Origin of the sequence: Skermanella sp. TT6, assembly GCF_016653635.2 — a bacterium.
Lineage (GTDB): Bacteria > Pseudomonadota > Alphaproteobacteria > Azospirillales > Azospirillaceae > Skermanella > Skermanella cutis.
On record NZ_CP067420.1, the window covers coordinates 1,387,347 to 1,405,869 of the forward strand.

17 protein-coding genes are annotated in these 18,523 nt (G+C 68.3%); 5 read left to right on the forward strand and 12 right to left on the reverse strand.

Annotated elements, in window-relative coordinates:
• Nucleotides 1-2 precede the first annotated feature (2 nt).
• From pqqC to IGS68_RS06450, 5 genes are all read right to left on the reverse strand, one after another.
• Complete coding sequence (gene pqqC / locus IGS68_RS06430; RefSeq protein WP_201078243.1) at nt 3-737, reverse strand: pyrroloquinoline-quinone synthase PqqC; 735 nt, start codon at nt 735-737, stop codon at nt 3-5.
• Nucleotides 734-1,648, reverse strand: coding sequence for a pyrroloquinoline quinone biosynthesis protein PqqB (pqqB, locus tag IGS68_RS06435; protein WP_201078245.1), 915 nt, complete (start codon nt 1,646-1,648; stop codon nt 734-736). Before pqqB ends, pqqC begins: the two co-directional genes overlap by 4 nt.
• Before the next feature lie 40 nt (nt 1,649-1,688).
• Complete coding sequence (gene pqqA, locus IGS68_RS36290) at nt 1,689-1,766, reverse strand: pyrroloquinoline quinone precursor peptide PqqA (protein ID WP_084165078.1); 78 nt, start codon at nt 1,764-1,766, stop codon at nt 1,689-1,691.
• A 108-nt stretch (nt 1,767-1,874) separates the two neighbouring features.
• Nucleotides 1,875-2,852 carry a phosphatase PAP2 family protein gene (locus IGS68_RS06445; RefSeq protein ID WP_206379352.1) on the reverse strand — a complete coding sequence of 326 codons (978 nt, stop codon included), beginning with the start codon at nt 2,850-2,852 and terminating at the stop codon, nt 1,875-1,877.
• A gap of 39 nt (nt 2,853-2,891) precedes the next feature.
• A complete protein-coding gene (locus IGS68_RS06450) occupies nt 2,892-5,996 on the reverse strand; it encodes a phosphoenolpyruvate carboxylase (protein WP_201078249.1) in 3,105 nt (1,034 codons plus the stop codon).
• Nucleotides 5,997-6,293: 297 nt separating this feature from the next.
• Here IGS68_RS06450 and IGS68_RS06455 point away from each other — a divergent pair, with 297 nt between their 5' ends.
• From IGS68_RS06455 to IGS68_RS06465, 3 genes are all read left to right on the forward strand, one after another.
• Nucleotides 6,294-7,847 (forward strand): bifunctional aminoglycoside phosphotransferase/ATP-binding protein, encoded by a 1,554-nt coding sequence (locus IGS68_RS06455; RefSeq protein WP_201078251.1) that lies wholly within the window; start codon nt 6,294-6,296, stop codon nt 7,845-7,847.
• 144 nt (nt 7,848-7,991) lie between these two features.
• Nucleotides 7,992-8,855, forward strand: coding sequence for a universal stress protein (locus IGS68_RS06460; protein WP_201078253.1), 864 nt, complete (start codon nt 7,992-7,994; stop codon nt 8,853-8,855).
• 89 nt (nt 8,856-8,944) lie between these two features.
• Nucleotides 8,945-9,214, forward strand: coding sequence for a hypothetical protein (locus tag IGS68_RS06465; protein ID WP_201078255.1), 270 nt, complete (start codon nt 8,945-8,947; stop codon nt 9,212-9,214).
• Nucleotides 9,215-9,413: 199 nt separating this feature from the next.
• Here the strand turns inward: IGS68_RS06465 and IGS68_RS06470 are convergent, their stop codons facing one another.
• From IGS68_RS06470 to IGS68_RS06500, 7 genes are all read right to left on the reverse strand, one after another.
• Nucleotides 9,414-10,184, reverse strand: a complete 771-nt coding sequence (locus IGS68_RS06470; protein WP_201078257.1) for a substrate-binding periplasmic protein — start codon at nt 10,182-10,184, stop codon at nt 9,414-9,416.
• 171 nt (nt 10,185-10,355) lie between these two features.
• Nucleotides 10,356-10,829: a molybdenum cofactor biosynthesis protein MoaE gene (locus tag IGS68_RS06475; RefSeq protein WP_201078259.1), complete on the reverse strand. Its 474-nt coding sequence runs from the start codon at nt 10,827-10,829 to the stop codon at nt 10,356-10,358.
• 5 nt (nt 10,830-10,834) lie between these two features.
• On the reverse strand, nt 10,835-11,086 hold the full coding sequence (moaD, locus tag IGS68_RS06480) for a molybdopterin converting factor subunit 1 (RefSeq protein ID WP_201078261.1): 252 nt from the start codon (nt 11,084-11,086) through the stop codon (nt 10,835-10,837).
• Between the two features lie 42 nt (nt 11,087-11,128).
• Nucleotides 11,129-11,758 (reverse strand): CDP-diacylglycerol--glycerol-3-phosphate 3-phosphatidyltransferase, encoded by a 630-nt coding sequence (gene pgsA, locus IGS68_RS06485; protein WP_201078263.1) that lies wholly within the window; start codon nt 11,756-11,758, stop codon nt 11,129-11,131.
• A 65-nt stretch (nt 11,759-11,823) separates the two neighbouring features.
• Nucleotides 11,824-13,785 (reverse strand): excinuclease ABC subunit UvrC, encoded by a 1,962-nt coding sequence (uvrC, locus tag IGS68_RS06490; RefSeq protein WP_201078266.1) that lies wholly within the window; start codon nt 13,783-13,785, stop codon nt 11,824-11,826.
• A 409-nt stretch (nt 13,786-14,194) separates the two neighbouring features.
• The gene (locus tag IGS68_RS06495) at nt 14,195-14,965 is read right to left on the reverse strand and encodes an SDR family oxidoreductase (RefSeq protein ID WP_201078268.1); all 771 of its coding nucleotides are present in this window, start codon (nt 14,963-14,965) and stop codon (nt 14,195-14,197) included.
• 40 nt (nt 14,966-15,005) lie between these two features.
• Nucleotides 15,006-15,749, reverse strand: a complete 744-nt coding sequence (locus IGS68_RS06500; RefSeq protein ID WP_247881204.1) for a phosphodiesterase — start codon at nt 15,747-15,749, stop codon at nt 15,006-15,008.
• Between the two features lie 153 nt (nt 15,750-15,902).
• Between IGS68_RS06500 and IGS68_RS06505 the strand changes: the two genes are divergently transcribed.
• Together IGS68_RS06505 and IGS68_RS06510 are read left to right on the forward strand one after the other, a co-directional pair.
• Complete coding sequence (locus IGS68_RS06505; protein WP_201078272.1) at nt 15,903-16,709, forward strand: creatininase family protein; 807 nt, start codon at nt 15,903-15,905, stop codon at nt 16,707-16,709.
• A 477-nt stretch (nt 16,710-17,186) separates the two neighbouring features.
• Nucleotides 17,187-18,521 (forward strand): cytosine deaminase, encoded by a 1,335-nt coding sequence (locus IGS68_RS06510; RefSeq protein ID WP_201078275.1) that lies wholly within the window; start codon nt 17,187-17,189, stop codon nt 18,519-18,521.
• The last annotated feature ends 2 nt before the right edge of the window (nt 18,522-18,523 follow it).

An 18,523-nucleotide genomic window follows, 5' to 3' on the forward strand; every position in this document is an offset into this window, starting at 1 on the left:
GCTCAGCGCCGCTCGGGCACGAGGGCGCCCGGGGGGATGTGGCCGGGGGAGACATAGGCGTGGTAGAGCGCGTCCAGCTGGGCCCACAGCACGTCGCACTTGAACTCCAGCGCCGCCAGCACCGCCTGCTGCTGGTCGGGGCGGCGGGCTTCCCGCTTGACGTAGGCCAGCGCGAAGTCGGCGTCGCGCGGCGCCTCGGTCAGGCGGTTGTTGAAGTAGGCCAACGTTTCCTTGCTGACGAAATCATAGTTCGCCAGCATGCCGGAGACCCGGTTCTGGATGATGCCGGGCGAGAACAGCTCGGTCAGCGACGAGGCGACCGCCTCCAGCACCGTCCGGTCGCGCACGAAATGGACATAGGCTTCCACCGCGAACTTGGTCGCGGGCAGGATGCCGGCGCAGCTCTCCACATAGGCGGTGTCGAGCTTCAGCCCCTCCGTCAGTTTCAGCCAGCGGGCGATGCCCCCTTCGCCGGGCTGGGTGCCGTCATGGTCGATGATGCGCTGGCGCCAGGCCCGCCGGTCCTCGACGCTGGTCAGCCGGGACAGCACGACCGAGTCCTTGATCGGGATGTTGCACTGGTAATAATAGCGGTTCAGCGCCCAGGCCTGCACCTGGCCGAAATCCAGCTTGCCGGTGTGCAGCAGCTGGTGGAACGGGTGGAGGCTATGATAGCGCGCGGCGCCGATGGCGCGGAGGCGTTCTTCGAGCTGGTCCTGGCTCAGCAGTTCGGTCATGGCGAAACTTCCCGTCCGTCTTCCCCCACTTCCCAGCCGGCCTCTTCGACGGCGGCGCGTTCCGGGCTGTCATCCAGCAGGATGGGGTTGGTGTTGTTGATGTGGATGAAGATCTTGCGCCGGATGCCGAGGTCGGCGAAGGCGGCCAGCGACCCGTCGGGGCCGGACACGCTCATGTGGCCCATGCGGCGGCCGGTCTTGCTGCCGACGCCGTTCAGGACCATCTCGTCGTCCCGCCACAGGGTCCCGTCGAACAGCAGCAGGTCGGCCCCGCGCAGGCGGTCGGCCAATGCCGGGGTCAGCTTCGCACAGCCGGGAATGTAGAAGAAGCTCCTGCCGCCGCCGCTGATGCGGAGGCCGACGGTGTCCTCCGTCTCGCCGTCCAGCACGGGGGCGGCGTCCTCCAGGTAGAGCGCCACCTTGCCCGGCACGGCGAACATCTCGACGCGGATGCCGCTGGGGCCGTCGGGGCCCACCAGCTCGACCGGATCGTTCAGCGCCAGGGTGCGGCGCTCGACGAGGTCCGGGTTGAGGACCTGGAAGATGCTGTTGGCGGCCAGCACCGCATGGATGCGCGAGGTCGCGTAGAGCGACAGCGGCTGGCTTTCGCGGAGGTTTATCAGTCCCGCGATATGGTCCACGTCGCCGTTGGTCAGGACGACGCCGGCGATCGGGCTGTGCCGCTTGCCGTGACGCGGGTGGAGCAGGGGAGTGCTCAGGATCTGCTGGCGCAGGTCGGGCGATGCGTTCAGCAGGAACCAGCGCTCGCCGTCGGCGCTGATCGCGAGCGACGACTGGGTCCGGGGCTTGGCCGCCGGATCACCGGTGCGGGCGCGCCGGCAAGTGTCGCAATTGCAGTTCCATTGAGGGTAGCCACCGCCGGCGGCCGAGCCCAGCACAACTATCTTCACGGCCGTATCCAGTCTTCAACCGCAGGCGGGGGCGGATAGCTTAGATCTCAGCGCAGGCGTAGCAGTTGATTTCCATGCCGACGGCGATCTCGACGATGCGGGGGGTCTTCCACTTCATAGCGTGATCCTCTCCAGGTTGATGTTACGAGCAGCACTCGCCTCACCTTTTCGCGGTAAGGAACTCCATAATAGCGTTCCGGACGAGACTGTAACGCTGTACTTTGGTCTAAGTGCCGATCAGGTCAAGGGGAGGCCCCCGATCGGATCCCCGATCGGGGCCATGACCATTCGGGGTTCGCCTGCCGTCGCGCCGGGCCGTGCGCCACTCCGTCACCGTCACGGCGACCGCCAGCCAGAAGCCGCCGACCAGATAGCCGCTGGCGACGTCGCTGAGGAAGTGGACGCTCAGGTAGATCCGGCTGAAGCCGATCAGCATGATCGCGACGGCTCCCCAGAACAGCACCTCGAAGCGGGCGCGCGGCTGGGTCTGGATGGTGCGCCAGACGCTGTAGGCGATGAAGCCGTAGACAGAGATGGCGGCGGTGGCGTGGCCGCTGGGGAAGGCGGGGCTGTGCTCGTCCAGCAGGTCCCAGGCGCCCGGCCGCTCGCGCGCGATCACGTATTTGGCGGTCCAGGTCGTCACCTGCGCCCCGATCAGGCAGATCCAGAACGGGACGACCAGATGGCCGCGGCTGCTGCTCCACCACAGCAGGGAGGCGACCAGCCCGACGATGGTGATGGTCGGCCCCTGGCCCCACAGGGTCAGCCAGACCATGGCCCCGATGAAGGGCTCGACCCGGTGGGCGTCGAACCAGCGGTCCACGGCGTTGTCCAGCGCCACCAGGTCCTCGGCCTCGTGCAGTTCCTGCACCATCCCGCCGAACAGGGCCACCAGATAGACCGTGAAGATCACCATCAGGGTCAGGGGCAGCCCGGTGAACGGGCGGGTGCTCAACCGCGCCTTGAGGAACCGGAACGTTTGCGGGAAACGGCTTTCGAACAGCGCCACCACCGGCCGGTCCCGTACCCAATGCCGCGACATCCTGACCGGCCCCTGGAGGCGCTCCGCTCCCCGACCGACCAGCCACAGCAGTCCGCGCGCCAGCCCGTAGAGGATTGCCAGCCCGGCGGCCAGGAGCGCCACCGCGAGCAGTAGATTCAAGGTGGAAATGGCGGACCTCCCGACGCTGACCAGATGTCGCATCAACGCCGGGGGACCGGCGAAGTTGCCGGCCGGATCGCGTCAGCCGAAGAAGCCGATGCGGTGGACGACGCCGACGCTGACCCGGCGCATCAGCTCGTACAAGCCGTTCATCGGCTGGAAGATGCCCTCGTTCTCCCGCTGGTAATTCTGGCTCTCGTCGCTGACATAGGTCGCCCGCTCCCCGAAGTCGCCGGTCACCGCGTCGTCGGTGGTCGCGGGGAAGATGCGCTCCAGCTGGCTGACGGCGGTCGGGATGTCCAGGTGGAGCACCCGCGTCAGCAGCCGGGCATGGGTCGTGTTGTGCTGGCTGCTGAACTGCGGGATATGGGTCGCCAGCAGGAAGATCTCGTGGATCAGCGCGATCCGGACAGCATGCAGGATGGCCAGCTGCTCGCGCGCGGCCGGGGTGACCAGCGCCCCGCAGCCGCCGCCCTCGACCAGGGCGAGGCCGTCGCGCAGCAGGCAATAGTCGGCGAACAGCCTTCGGCCGACCTTGGTCTGGCGGGCGTGGAGCTGGGTGTCCTCCAGGTACCGGGCCAGCCGTCGCATCTCCTCCGCCCGCGCCTTGTCCGGCGTCTTGGCCGCCCGCAGCAGCCACAGCCCGGGATCGAGCGTGTCCACATAGGCCCGCAGCGCGTCGGGCGACGCGATCGCGGCGCCGTACTCGACCATGCCGATCAGCTGGCGGAACCGGCTGGACCGGGCATAGAGCTGGCGGAACCGTTCCGGGTCCTTGCCGATCGCCTCGCCGACGCCGCTGATCGTGTTGGCCGGCAGGCCAAGCTGCTGGAGGATCGCGTTGTGCGGAATCGCCCGGATCTGGCTGACCGAGGCCTGCTCGCTGTCGTCGGCGCTGTCGTGCTGGCGCTTGATCGCCCGGCTGCCCGACGGGAACAGCAGGTTGGTGCCGAAGGCGCCCAGCAACGCCGCGTAGTCGGGGTTCCTGACCAGCGAGACCTGGAATTCCTTCACCGTGGTGAAGAACTCGGTGATGTAGTCGGGATCCTCGTAGAACGGATCGCTCCGCGCGTCGCCCCGGTCGCCCAGCATGTGCTCCAGGATGCGGGTGACCACGGCGAAGGCGCCGGCCGGCGTCACGAAGTAGAGGAAGCCGTCGCCGCCCTGGAAGCTGACCTCCTGCTTGAAGTCCACCTTGTTGTCGGCCAGGAACTCCAGCGAATAGGGGGTCGCGGTGTAGCTCAGCCGTTCCTCGAACCCGGCGGGATGGGCGCCGCGGCCGATCGACTCGCCGTGGGTGTCGAAGATCACCAGTTGCACGCCGGTCAGGCCGTGCTTCGGGAACAGCCGCGCGATGCGCAGCCGCAGCCGCTCGATCGAGGCGGACGCCGGCGTCTGCCCCAGGTAGCGCCCGGCGTCGGAGAAGCCGGTCTGGATGCAAAGCCGCCCGCGCGCCTGGACATAGGCCCGGTAGTGGGGGTTCTCCAGCAGCTGGTCGATCACCCGGCTGCCCAGCTCCAGCGCCTTCTCCGTCTCGAACAGCGGGCTGATGTCGATCTTGTCCGCGACCCCGAACAGGCGGGCGTAGTAGAGCGCGGTCAGCGGCGTGAAGGCGGATTCGCACTCTGCGATCAGGAACCGGACGGGAGTGGTGGCGTCGGCATATTTCAGCATCTGCGCCACGATCATGAACAGCCGCTTGGCCGAGGTCCGCTCCGACATGATCGAGCCGAAATTGATCGTCTGCGGTCTGACCCTGTCCAGAAGCTCGTTCAGCGACGCCAGGTAGGACTGGCGGTAGCGCGGGTCGTCAGGCGCCGTTTCCATCCCGACAGTCTTGCGGATCGCGTTGTGAAGCTGGGTCGCGTTGATCCGGACATGGGTGTGCGCCATGCCCAGGCCGTAGTTCGCCAGCTCCGCCCGCAGGGTGCACAGCCGCCGGATCGCCGGGCCCCGGTCGGTGCCGCCGGAGGTCGCCAGCCGGATGACGCGGTCGATCAGGCCGATCGCCTGGGAATTGTCGATCAGCCGCAGCGAGATGCCGTCATGCATGCGCTGGGCGATGCGCTGGATGTGGGGCAGGGCGCCGGCCTCGCCGGGGTCCTGGCCGAACACGCCAATCTCGTCGGTCACCTCGTTGATCGCCAGCGCCAACCGCGATTCCAGCAGGTCCAGGGTGTGGCGGATCTCCTCCCCGGCCGAGGCGAGGCTGCGCACGGCGCGCACCTCCTCCCGGTAGTGGCGGAGCTGGCCTACCTGGACGATCAGGCGCTTGCGCAGCGTATCGGTCCATCGGATGTCCGACCTTCCGTCCAGGTCGTAGCCGACCCAGCTCGCCACCGTGATCATCTTGGGCGTCAGCTCGGTCCAGCGCTCGGGATAGACCTCCTCCGCGACGGCGTAGACGATCGCGTAGAGCCGGCGCAGCGCCGCCTGCACGTTGCCGATCGCGATCAGCGACAGGTTGTGCTCCCGCGTCAGGCTCAGGTCGTCGTCGGGACGGTGGGCCAGCCCGGCCATGTGCTCGATCAGCTCGGCGCGGGTCGAGTCCGACAGGGGCGTGCCGTCGCCGGCCCGGCCCGACGCCAGGGTGGTCAGCAGCTCCATCAGCTCGCCCGACAGGTTGAAGGTCGGGTGCGCGGTCATGACGATGCCGAACAGCTCGCGCTCCACCTGGGCGCGGAACGCCTCGAACGGAACCGGGGCCTTGGCGCCCGGCGGCACCGCCAGCGCGCGGATCCGCGTGGCCAGGGACGCGGCGTTGGCCTCGGGATCCATCTCCCCGACATAGCGCGACAGGCGGGCGGCGCGGCCAATGAAGCCGTCGGCGGACAGGTATTGGATCAGCTGTTCCAGCGTCGCGTAGGAGACCGAGCCGTCCTCGATCTTGCGCGACAGCTCCAGCGCCACCCGCTGCACCGGGTTGCTGAACGGATCGTCGTCGGTCGCGGCGGAGAACCGCCTCAAGGCCTCGCCCAGTTCAGCCGTCAGGGCGGCGAGGTCGGCGGGCGACGCGCTTCCCGCGGGAAAGCTGGCGTCGGCGGTCAGCAGAGGCCAGCGCAGGTCCGCCACGGGCGATCGCCCGGATGGCGACGTCGGGCAGGTTTCCGGCGCCGGGCCGGGCGCGGGCGGGACGGGGACGTCCGGAATGGGGGCGATGTCGGAGACCGGGGCGTCCTGAGGCATCTTGCGGGCTTTCATGGGGCGGTTGCGGCCCGGGACGGCACCGGCAACGGGTGCGAGGGGGCGCCGTGGCATGGCGTCGGTCTCTCCCTTGTCGGGGCTTCCGGGGAAGCTTGGTCCAGGCGGGACGGCGCGCCGAAGGTGCTGCGCCGCGGTACGGGAACGATGCGTCGGACCGATTCGCCTGTCAACGGTTTAGGGTCGCGTTTTATGGAAATGTCCGTCGCGGTGCGGCAAGGACCGGCGCCTCCCCTCCGCCTGTGCCTTCCATTGCGGGCGAGACGGCTGCTAGACTGGAGCATGACCCATGATCCCGACCCTTCGGACCAGGCCGCCGTCGTGGATTTCCTGTCCGCCCCGGACACCCACGGGGGCGCCGAGGTCGAGCGCGTCGATACCCACGGAAGCATCGTCTTCCTGGCCGGCGATCGCGTCTACAAGCTGAAGCGCGCGGTGCGCTTTCCCTACATGGACTACGGCACGGTCGAGCGCCGGCGCGCCGCCTGCGAGGCGGAGGTGCGGCTGAACCGGCGCACGGCGCCCTCGGTCTATCTCGGAGCGGTCCCCGTGCTGCGGCGGCCCGACGGCTCCCTGGCGCTGGGCGGGATCGGGGCGCCCCTTTCGAGGTCCGAAGGCGTCCCGGCCGACTGGGTCGTGGTGATGGCGCGGCTGGACCAGGAAGCCCTGTTCGACCGCATGGCCGATCGCGGCGCGCTCACGGCCGGGCTGATGCGCGAATTGGCGGAGACGATCGGCTCCTTCCACGCCGGGGCCGAGGTGGTCACCGACCGCGGCGGGGCCGACGCCATGCGTTGGGTGTTCGAGGACAATGTCGCGGAACTGGCGGAGCGGCCGGACGTCTTTCCTCCCGACCGGGTCCGGGCGCTCGGCACGGCCTCGGCCGCCGCGCTCGACCGGCTGGGCGGGTTGCTGGACCGGCGGCGCGAGGGCGGTTCCGTGCGGTTCTGCCACGGCGACCTGCACCTGCGGAACATCTGCCTTGTCGACGGCCGGCCGACGCTGTTCGACTGCGTGGAGTTCAACGACGACATCGCCATCGTCGACGTGCTGTACGATCTGGCCTTCCTGCTGATGGACCTGGAGCATCGCGGGCTCCGCCCGCTGGCCAACACGCTGCTGAACCGGATGCTGGAATTGACGGGCGACTGCGACGGGCTGGCGCTGCTGCCGCTGTTCCTGTCCGCCCGTGCGGCGGTCCGGGCCAAGGTGCTGGCGAGCGGTGCCGGGGCGCAGCCCGATCCGGCGGCGGCCCATGCCGAGGCCCTGTCCTACCTGGACCATGCCGTGAGGGCGATCCACCCGCCGAAGCCCATGATGGTGACGCTCGGCGGCCTGTCCGGGACCGGCAAGACGACCGTCGCCCGCGCCCTGGCGCCCGGCATCGGCCCGGCGCCGGGGGCGGTGGTCCTGCGGAGCGACGTGCTGCGGAAGCAGCTCTTCGGCGCGGCGGAAACCGAGCGGCTGCCGGCCGAGGCCTATGCCGGGGAGGCGACCCGCCGGGTCTATGCCGGACTGCTGGAGCGCGCCGGGCGCATCGTCCGGGCCGGGCACGCCGTTATCGTCGATGCCGTCAATGCCCGGCCGGAGGAGCGGGCAGACCTGGAAGCGGTGGCGCGGCACGCCGGCGTGCCGTTCCGGGGTATCTGGCTGGAGGCGGACGCCGACACCCTGATGGCCCGCGTGGGATCGCGGACCGGCGATGCGTCGGACGCGGACGAGGCGGTTGTGCGCCGGCAGCTACTTTATGAAATTGAGCCGCTGACCTGGCATCGCATCTCGTCGGTCGGTGATATGGAATCCGTCATATCAAATATAGGGAAAATTATCAGATAATTGCCACCAAATGGGTGGCGGCACGGATACATGCCACGGCGGCAAGATTGTCTGTGCGAATTGATGTGCATCATTGTGGAGCGTGGCTGACGGTCTTAGTCTTGCGCTAACCATAAGGGTTCCCCGATCGAGGGAGAGACTGGAATGCTCCGAAAAATCCTGGTGCCGCTGATCGGCCGCGACTGCGATCGCTCGGTCCTCGCGATGGGCTTCTCCGTCGCCAAGACATTCGATGCCCATGTGGAGGCGCTGCATGTCGGCGGCGACCCGCGCGACATGGTTCCGATGCTGGGCGACGGGTTGTCCGGACCCATGATCGAGGAGATCATGAAGGCGTCCGAGCAGGAATTCGCCGCCGACGCCGAGATCGCCCGGAAGCATTTCGAAGCGGCGCGCGCGGCCGCCCAGGCGGCCCTGGTTCAGTCCGCTCCCGGCCCGGGCATGGCATCGGGCCGGATGCGGTCGGTGACCGGCGTGATGGAGGACGTGATCCCCCACGAGGCGCGGCTGGCCGACCTGGTCGTCTTTCCGCAGACGGCGGGAATCGGCGACAGCCGGCTCTCGGTGACGCTGGAAGCGACGCTGCTCGGATCCGCCCGGCCGCTGCTGCTGGCCCCGGAACGGCCGCCGGCCAAGATCGGCGGAACGGTGGCCATCGCCTGGAACGGTGGGGCCGAATGCGCCCGGGCGGTCGCGGCCGCCATGCCCTTCCTGATCCGGGCCGCGGCGGTCCGCATCGTCACGGCGGACACCGCCGTCACCTCCGCCGAAGAGGCTGCGCGCTTGGCGGACTATCTGGCCTGGCACGGCATCCAGCCTGCGATCGACACGATCCGGCCGGCGAAGGAGTCGGTCGGCGCCGCCCTGATCGCCCGCGTCGGCGAACTGGAGGCCGACCTGCTGGTCATGGGCGGCTACGGCCACAGCCGGGTCCGCGAGATGATCCTCGGCGGCGTCACCAGATACGTCCTGTCCCATCCCGGGCTGCCCGTCCTGATGGCGCACTGAGGAGACGGGCGCGGAGGAACGGCGAGGCGGACGCGAATATTCCAAAAGCCCCGGACAACAGGGGCGACATACCGGAGGAGTTCCAAGACATGATCACGATAGAGGACTGCATCGCGCTCAGTGAACTGACCGAAAACGAAATCCTGGCCATTGCCGAGCACGAGCACGTGCCGGAGATGATCGCCCTGGAAATGGGCAACTATCTCCTGCACCGGCCCGACGGCGAGACCTGCATCAAGGGGATCATCCTCGACGACATCAGGCATGCGCAGGAACGGGGCGACATGCGGAACGTCGCCCGCCTGAAGCTGGTGCTCCGGCACTTCATGGACACCCACCAGGAAGGCAGGCTCTGCTGAACGGGGTCCCGATGCGCGCGGCCCATGGCGGCAGAATCCAGGAAACCGGTACGGTCGTTTTGACGGCGTGGCGGCACGGAATACCGTAGGTCGGCCTTCGGCCGAGGCCGACCTACCGCAAACCGCAACGGTGCAGCTGCAAGAACGAAACCGGCCCCCGCGTGAGCGGGGGCCGGATCGGTATCGTCGATGCGCGCGGTCAGTTCAGGCCGTACTTGACGAGCAGCCGGTCGAAGGTGCCGTCCTGCTGGATCACTTCGAAGGCAGACTGCCACTCCTCCATCTTGACCAGGTCGCCCTTCAGGCTGGTGCCGATGAAGGAGCCGGTGATCTCGACCGGGGTGCCGAACACGAGCTGGTCCTTGCGGCCGATGCCGCGCCACTCGCTGACGGTCATCGGGTTGATGCCGTAGATCGACACGACCTTGCCGGCGGCCAACCCTTCGACCAGGGCCTTGTTGGACGGGAACTCGACGGTGTTGGTCAGCCCGTATTCCTTGAGGAAGGTCTGGGAGGAGCTGCGCTCCAGCACGCCGATCGACGCGACCTTCTTGGCCTCCTCCGGCGTGTTGATCGGCGTCGTGCCCGGCAGGGTGGTGAAGGACCGCTTCATGTCGAACATCTTGGTGATCCAGCGGAAGCTGTTCTCCCGCTGCGGCGTCCGGGTCAGCGGGAAGATCACGATGTTCGCCTCGTTCTGGGCGATTTTCGACGCGTCGGTCCAGAGCATCATCTCGATCGGGGCCGAAACCTTCACCAGCTTCTTGATCTCCTCCACGACGTCGTACAGGAAGCCCTTGTCGGTTCCCGAATCGTCGGTCAGGGGGGGCAGGACGCTGGTGACGATCCGGATATCGGCCCGGGCGGTGCCAGCGGCGAACAACCCGGCGCACAGCACCAGGGCTGCGGCGGTTTGGACGGCCTTGCCGAAAAAGCTGCTCTTGTTGCCCGCACCATCGCGCTGGAACATGGGTGGTCCCTTTCGATTTGTTGTAAGTTCCCGGTCGGTTGCCCAGGATCCTCTGTCGAAAGGGTTACTCTACAATTAATATGATGTCAGTGCGGCAAAATTACCAGTCATACGAAGTGTCGGGTGCATTCTAAGGAATGGCCTAGGCCGGAACGGATAGGGGCGGCGGATTCAGGACGAAGCTCCCTCGGGTGCGGGCCGAACGGTCCATCGCGCCGCCGCGGCATCGTCATCGTCCTTGGCCTCGACCCAGCGGCTGCCCTCCGCGGTCTCCTCCAGCTTCCAGAAGGGGGCACGGGTCTTCAGCCAGTCGATCAGGAAATGGCAGCTCTCGAACGCCGCTTCGCGGTGGGCGCTGGCGGTGGCGACCAGCACGATCCGGTCGCCGGGTTCCAGGCGGCCGTAGCGGTGGATGATCAGCACCGCCTGGAGCGGCCAGCGGCGCCGCGCCTCGTCCTCGATCCCGGCCAGCTGGCGCTCGGTCATGCCCGGGTAGTGCTCCAGCGTCATGGCGCTCGGCCCGCCGCCCATCTCGCGCACGAGTCCGACGAAGCTGGTGACTCCGCCGATGGCGTGGTTGCCTTGCGTGAGGGCCGCCAGCTCGGCGCCGACGTCGAAATCCTCCCGCTGGACGCGGATCGCCATGTCCTTCAGCCTCCCGTGACGGGCGGAAAGAGAGCCACCTCGTCCCCGGCGCGGAGCGGATGGTCGGGACGGGCATATTCCTGGTTGACCGCCACCCGGATGACGGCGGCGTTCCCGAAGGCGTCGGCGAACCGGGGGCCGCGGGTGCGCAGCCACTCGACCAGGGACGCCACGTCGCGCACATGCTCGGGCGGCGCCACCTCCTCCTGGGTGATCCCGGTCTTGGTCCGTAGCCAGGCGAAATAGAGCAGCTTCATGGCGATCGTTCCTGATATGGCTTCAGCCGTGCGGTTCCGGTCTCAGCCCGCGCTGCGCGCCGTGTTGGCGCCGTGCGGCTGGGCCGGGCGGGGCACCGCTTCCGGCTCGGGTTCCCGCTCCTCGTTCATGTGCTTCCAGCCGGCCTGCATGTAGTCCCAGCCGGTGATCAGGGTCAGCAGCCCGGCGGCCCACAGGCCCAGCTCGCCGATCGCCTGGACCGGCACGCCGGACGGGCCGTCGTCGCCGACGATCAGGATGCCCAGCGCCACCATCTGGATCGCGGTCTTCCATTTGGCGAGCTTGCTGACCGGCATGCCGACGCGGATCCCGGCCAGGAACTCGCGCAGGCCCGAGACCAGCACCTCCCGCAGCAGGATCACGACGGCCGGCAGCACCGAGATTCCGCTCAGCTTGTCCACCGCCACCAGCATGAACAGCACGGCGGCGACCAGGAGCTTGTCGGCGATCGGATCGAGGAACTTTCCGACGATGGACACCTGCGACCAGCTCCGCGCCAGGTAGCCGTCGAAGTAGTCCGTGATCGCGGCCAGCGCGAACAGGGCGCACGCGGTCCAGGCCGCCCAGTGCTCACGGACGAAGAACAGCCCGATGATGATCGGGATGACGATGATCCGTGAGAGCGTGAGAAGATTGGGCAGGCTGGTCAGCATGACAAAAGGCTCTGATTGGCGGCGTTCCGGCGGACCTGGATCGGCCCGGCGGCTGGAGCGGCATTCTAGCCGTCTGGATGGAAGTGGTCATAAATCTTTTTCGCCACCGTCCGGTTGATCCCCTCGACTGCCTCCAGGTCGGCCAGGCCCGCCCGTTCGACGCCCCGGGCCGATCCGAAATGGTGCAGCAGGGCCTTCTTGCGCGACGGTCCGATCCCGGGGATCTCGTCGATCACCGACTGGCCGATCGCCTTCGTCCGGCGCGCCCGGTGGGTGCCGATGGCGAAGCGGTGGGCCTCGTCGCGCAGCCTCTGCAGGAAATAGAGCACCGGGTCCTTCGGGTCCATCCCGAACGGCGGCCGGTCGGGCATGAAGAACCGTTCCCGGCCGGCGTTGCGGTCGGGACCCTTGGCGATCGACACGACCGCCAGATCGGCGATGTCCAGGTCGTTGAACACTTCCATGGCGGCGCTCAGCTGTCCCTGGCCGCCGTCGATCAGCACCAGGTCGGGCCAGGTGCCGCGTTCGCGTTCCGGGTCCTCCTTCAGCGCGCGGGAGAAGCGCCGGGTCAGCACTTCCCGCATCATGCCATAGTCGTCGCCCGGCGCTATGTCGGAGCGGATGTTGAACTTGCGGTAGCTGTTCTTCATGAGCCCGTCCGGCCCGGCGACGATCATGCCGCCGATCGCGTTGGTGCCCTGGATGTGGCTGTTGTCGTAGACCTCGATCCGCTCCGGCACGGAGTCCAGCCCGAAAGCCTCGGCGACGCCTTCCAGCAGGCGGGCCTGGGACGCGCTCTCCGACAGGCGGCGGCCCAGCGCCTCCCTGGCATTGACCAGCGCGTGGTCGACCAGCCGTTTCTTGTCGCCGCGCTTGGGCTCGACCAGCTCGATCCTGTGGCCGGCGCGCAGGCTCAGCGCCTCGGCGATGAGATCCTGCTCCGCCGGTTCCTGGCTGACCAGGATCAGGCGGGGAGCGGGCTTGTTGTCGTAGAACTGGCTGATAAAGGAGCCCAGCACCTCCGGCAACTCCAGGTTCCGGTCGTGGCTGGGGAAATAGGCGCGGTTGCCGTAGTTGCTGCCGCCCCGGAAGAAGAACACCTGGATGCAGGTGGAGCCGCCGTCCTGGTGGCAGGCGATCACGTCGGCGTCCTCGACCCCCTCGACATTGATGTCCTGGTGCGCCTGGGTGGCGGTCAGCGCCCGGATGCGGTCGCGGTAGCGGGCGGCGGTCTCGAAATCGAGCGCTTCGGCGGCGGCCTGCATCTGCCGGGCGAACTCCGCCTGGATGTCGCGGCTCTTGCCCGACAGGAAGGCGCGCGCCTGGGCCACCTGGGCCTGGTACTCCTCCGGCGTCACCCGCCCGACGCAGGGCGCCGTGCAGCGCTTGATCTGGTACTGCAGGCAGGGTCTGGTCCGGGTCGCATAGACCGTGTCGGCGCAGTTGCGGAGCTGGAAGGCGCGCTGGAGGGCGGTCACAGTCCGGTTGACGGCGCTGCCCGACGCGAACGGGCCGAAATAGTCGGCCGCCTTGTCGCGCACCCCGCGGTGCTTGGTCAGCTGGGGATAGTCGTGGTCGCGGGTGATCTTGATGTAGGGGAAGGACTTGTCGTCCCGCAGCAGAACGTTGTAGCGCGGCATCAGCCGCTTGATCAGGTTCGACTCCAGCAGCAGCGCCTCGACCTCGGTATGGGTCGTGACGAACTCCATGGTCGTCGTCTCCGCCACCATCCGCTGGAGCCGGTTGGGCAGCTTCATCACGTGGGTATAGTTGACCACGCGCTTCTTCAGGTTCTTGGCCTTGCCGACATACAGAACGTCGCCGGCCTCGTTCATCATCCGATAGACGCCGGGGCTATTCGGCAGCGTCCGGAGATATCCCCGGATCACCTCCGCCCCCTGCGCCAGGTTGCCCGCGCTCGCGCGCCGGCGGGCCGCCGGAGCGGGGGACGCTGCGGGTTCCGCCGTCTTGGTGATATCGGGCTCGGTGATATCGGGCGTGGGCTGTACGGTCTGATTTGCTGCCATGATGGGCGGTATGTTGGCGGTTTTCCACGGTCGGTCAACCGCTGCCGTCAACCGGCGAGCGGAGATGCCGGTTCCGACTCAATCGCTTCCCGGCAGAGGCCTGGAGTGCTTCGGGACTATCCACGGAAACTGTGGATAACTATGTCGATAACCTGCGGACGACTCACCGGGAAATCAGTATATCTCGGCGTTTCCAGTATCTGCCTAAATATGAGGCAGAAAACGCAAGTTATTGTTTTCATTCATGAATTTTCCTGTCAAGCGGCTGCGGCATGAGGCCGGGTCGCTTTTTCAGGGTTGACAAGACACGGACCGCCGCGAGTGCGGCGGATGTGCAAAACTCGAAAGGAGAGGAGCCCCAGGTCTGTCGCCATGACAGTTCCGTGTATTCGGATACTGTCGTCCGGACCTACTCGACTGCCACGAATCCGCGTCCCGGCTGTGCCCAGCCAAGATGCTCGCCGCCGTCCAGCGCGATCATCTGCCCGGTCATCGCGGGAGCGTCCAGGATGAAGCGGACCCCGTCGCAGATCTCCTCCGGCGAGGTCGGCCGCTGGAGCGGGATGTTCTCCCATTGCGCTGCGAAATGCTCCTCCGTCTGGCGGTCGTTCTTCAGGGTCGGCCCCGGCCCGATGCCGTTGACCCTGATCCGCGGCGCCAGCGCCAGGGCCAGGGTCCGGGTCAGCGTCCACAGGCCGGCCTTGCTGAGGGTGTAGGAGAGGAAGTGCGGCGTCAGGTTCCAGACCCGCTGGTCCAGGATATTGACGATGCAGCCGCGCTCCTCCGCCGGGAGCTGCTTGGCGAACGCCTGGGAGAGCACCAGGGGGGCCCGCAGGTTGGCTTCCATGTGCCGGTCCCAGCTCTCCCGGTCGGCGGTGCCGATCTCGTCCCGCTCGAACACGCTGGCATTGTTGATCAGCGCGGTCAGCGGTCCCAGCCGCTCGGCCGCCGCCGGGACCAGCCCGACCGTGTCGGCCTCGCTGCCGAGGTTGGCCTGGACGGCCGCGGCCCTGCCGCCGGCGCGGGTGATCTCGGCCACCACCTCGTCGGCGTCGTCCTTGGAGGTGAAATAATGGACGGCGACCCCCCAGCCGTGGGAGGCAAGGTCCAGCGCCATGGCCCGGCCGATGCGTTTGCCGGCCCCCGTGATCAACACGGCTTTCTTCTTGATCGTTACCATGGCGCCAATCTAGCCCGCCCTGGTCCGCTGGCAAGCGGCTTCACGCGCCGACCGCCTGCAGATGGCTGACCAGCCCCTGTCCGGCCCGCCACAGATGGAGGGCCAGGGCCGGCGGCTCGTCCGACACGGTCGGCGTCGAACCCGGTTCCAGGGCGAGGGCGAACTGGAAGGCGGCGCTCGGCGCGGTGCTGACGGCGGTGCCGTGCCATCGGACCAGGGTCGGACGGTGGACATGGCCGCACAGGATCCGTTCGACCGCCGGGTGCTCCTCCACGAGGCGGGCCAGCCGTTCCGTCCCGAAGCAGCGCAGCGCGTCCATGAAGCCGATCCCGACCTCGTGGGGCGGGTGGTGCATCAGCAGGAGGGTCGGCCGCCCCGGCGCCTCGGCGAGGCGGTCGGCCAGCCAGTCGCTCCGCCGGTCGCACAGCAATCCCGGTGTCTCGCCGGGCACCAGCGTGTCCAGGGCGATCAGCCGCACCGGCAGGTGGTCGATCGCGTAATGGAAGAACGGTCCGGGGAGCGGCAGCCAGGGCTGGCCGGCGCACAGCGCGCGGAGCGCGTCCCGGTCATCGTGGTTGCCGGGGATCGCGCACCAGGGCGGTTCCAACGGGGCCAGCAGCCGTGCCAGCGCCTCGTACTCGGCCGGCCGGGGGCCGTTGGCGAGATCGCCGGTGATCACCACCAGATCCGGGCGGGGACGCAGGCGGTTCAGGTGCGCCACGGTGGCGGCCAGGGCGGCGCCGGTGTCGATCCGGCCCGCGGCGAGCGTGCCTGGTTCGGTCACATGAAGATCCGTGATCTGGGCAATCAGCATCGCGGCCACTCATCGTAGGGAATGTCGTGTGGCATGCTACTTGAAGACGACCGGCCGGCAAAACCATCTCACACGGAGTTCCGATCGGGCCGTTTGCCCGGTCATGCGGGGAGGAAAAAACGGATGCCGGTGCCGCACAGCCGATTCTGGCAGGATTTGACAACCAAGGAGTTCGCGGCGCTGGATGCCGAACGCACCATCGCCGTGCTGCCGGTCGGCGCGGTGGAGCAGCACGGGCCGCACTTGTCGGTCTGGGTGGACAGCGCGATCAATGCCGGGATCGTGGCGCGGGCGGTGCCGCTGATACCGGACCAACTGTCGGTGCTGGTCCTGCCGATGCTCCCCATCGGCAAGTCGGACGAGCACGAGGCCTACCCCGGGACCCTGTCGCTGTCGGCCGAGACCCTGATCCGAATCTGGACCGAGGTGGGCGAGAGCGTCCACCGCGCGGGCATCCGCAAGCTGGTCCTGTACAACAGCCACGGCGGCCAGCCCCAGGTCATGGACATCGTGGCGCGCGACCTGCGCGTCCGCCTGAAGATGTTCGTGGTGACCTGCAGCTGGTTCAGCCCGGGGCTGCCGGAGGGGCTTTTCCCGCCGTCCGAAATCGTCCACGGCATCCATGGCGGCGGCATCGAGACCTCGATGATGCTCCACCTGCGCCCCGACATGGTGCGCCCGGCGGAGCGCCGGAAATTCGACTCCCTCAGCATCGAGATGGAGCAGGAGTTCAAGTACCTGACCCCGGAAGGCAAGGTCGGCTTCGGCTGGCAGACCCAGGACCTGAACCTGTTCGGCGCCTGCGGCGACGCGACGGACGCCGACGCGGATCGGGGCGCCAAGCTGGTCGACCACGCCGCCCGCTGCCTTGTCGAGCTGCTGGGGGAGGTGGACCGTTTCCCGCTCGACGCGTTGCGCGACCGGGTGTGACGGCGGTGCCGCGGCTGTTTGCCTGAATTTTATACAAGTGCCGCTCCGGCGACGTTTTTTCGGGCAGCGAAGATGCCGCACCAGTTAGAGCTTCAACATTCCCACGGTGGTACGGATTTTGCTGAATGCTTGACCTGCCAAATGGCGGCATCGATCGGGCGCCGACGGCCGTCCGGATCGCCCGTCCACAGTTCACTCAAGGGGGGCGGGGTCATGGTCCCCTCCGCATTGGACCTCGCCCCCCTCTTTTCCCGGTTCAGGGCGCCGCCGTGCCGGAGCCATGGGCAACGCCCGCCTGCCGGCCGCCGAGCCGCCCCCGCCGCTGATTCTGCTCGCTACTCGGGATATCATGCTATGCATGGTGCCGAGGGCGCCCCGGCGCTCCGGGCCGAGGCGCCGGCAAGAGAGCACCGCCGGACGGGAAAACCGGCAAATCCGAGAGAACCGCATCCGCAGCCGAAAGACCGGTTTCAGATCATGCCGATCCCGTTCCAGAAGTCCTTCGCCGGCGCGTCCCTGGGCGCCAAGTTCTGGCTGAAGAAAGCCACCGTTCCCCTGTCCCTGGTCGAGGACCCGCCGCCCGAGGTGGCGATCCGCGCCGGCGGCGACGGCCTCGCGACGGTCGATCTGCGGATCGAGCACGGCAAGGTCGCGGCGGTCGTTCCCGGCGGCACGGCGCCCTGCTGCGGTCCCGGCGTCACCCTGGAGAACGGCCTCGTCTGGCCGTGCCCGGTCGATCTCCACACCCATTTGGACAAAGGGCACATTTGGGCGCGCCAGGAGAACCCGGACGGCACCTTCATGGGTGCGCTCGGCGCCGTCGAGCGGGACCGCGAGGCCCATTGGAGCGCCCGGGACGTGGCCGCCCGGATGGAGTTCGGGCTGAAATGCAGCTACGCCCACGGCACCGCCGCGGTCCGCACCCACCTGGACTCGCTAGGGAAGCAGGCCGAGATCTCCTGGCCGGTGTTCGCCGAGGCGCGCGAGCGCTGGGCCGGCCGCATCACCCTCCAGGCGGTCTCGCTGATCATGATCGAGACCTACCTGACCGACGAGGCGGTCCGGATCGCCGACCTGGTGCAGCGCCATGGCGGCGTGCTGGGCTGCGTCAGCTACATGATCCAAGACCTGGACGCGGCGCTCGACCGGCTGTTCGCGCTGGCGGCGGAGCGCGGGCTCGACGTGGATTTCCACGTGGACGAAACCGGCGACCCCGGGGCCGAGAGCCTGCACCATATCGCCCGGGCCGTGCTGCGCACCGGCTTCAAGGGCAGGGTGCTGTGCGGCCACTGCTGCAGTCTGGCCGCCCAGGAACCGGAGCGGGCGCTCGCCACCCTGGACCTGGCGGCCGAGGCGGGGCTCTGCGTGGTCACGCTGCCCATGTGCAACCTCTATCTCCAGGACCGGGCGCCGGGCCGGACCCCGCGCTGGCGCGGGGTCACCCTGCTGCACGAGATGCGGGCCCGCGGCATCCCGGTGGCGGTCGCCTCCGACAATTGCCGCGACCCGTTCTACGGCTACGGCGACCACGACATGGTGGAGGTCTACCGGGAGGCGACCCGCATCCTGCACCTGGACCGCCCGTTCGGCGACTGGCCCCGGACCACGGCGCCGGTTCCGGCCCATGTGATGCGGCTGCCCGATGCCGGCCTGATCGGGGCCGGCCGCACGGCCGACCTGATAGTCTTCCGGGCGCGCACCTACAGCGAGCTGCTGTCGCGGCCCCAGTCCGACCGCACCGTCCTGCGTGCCGGCGTTCCGCTGGAGGCGAAGGTGCCTGACTACCGGGAATTGGACGAGCTGTTCGCGTAAGC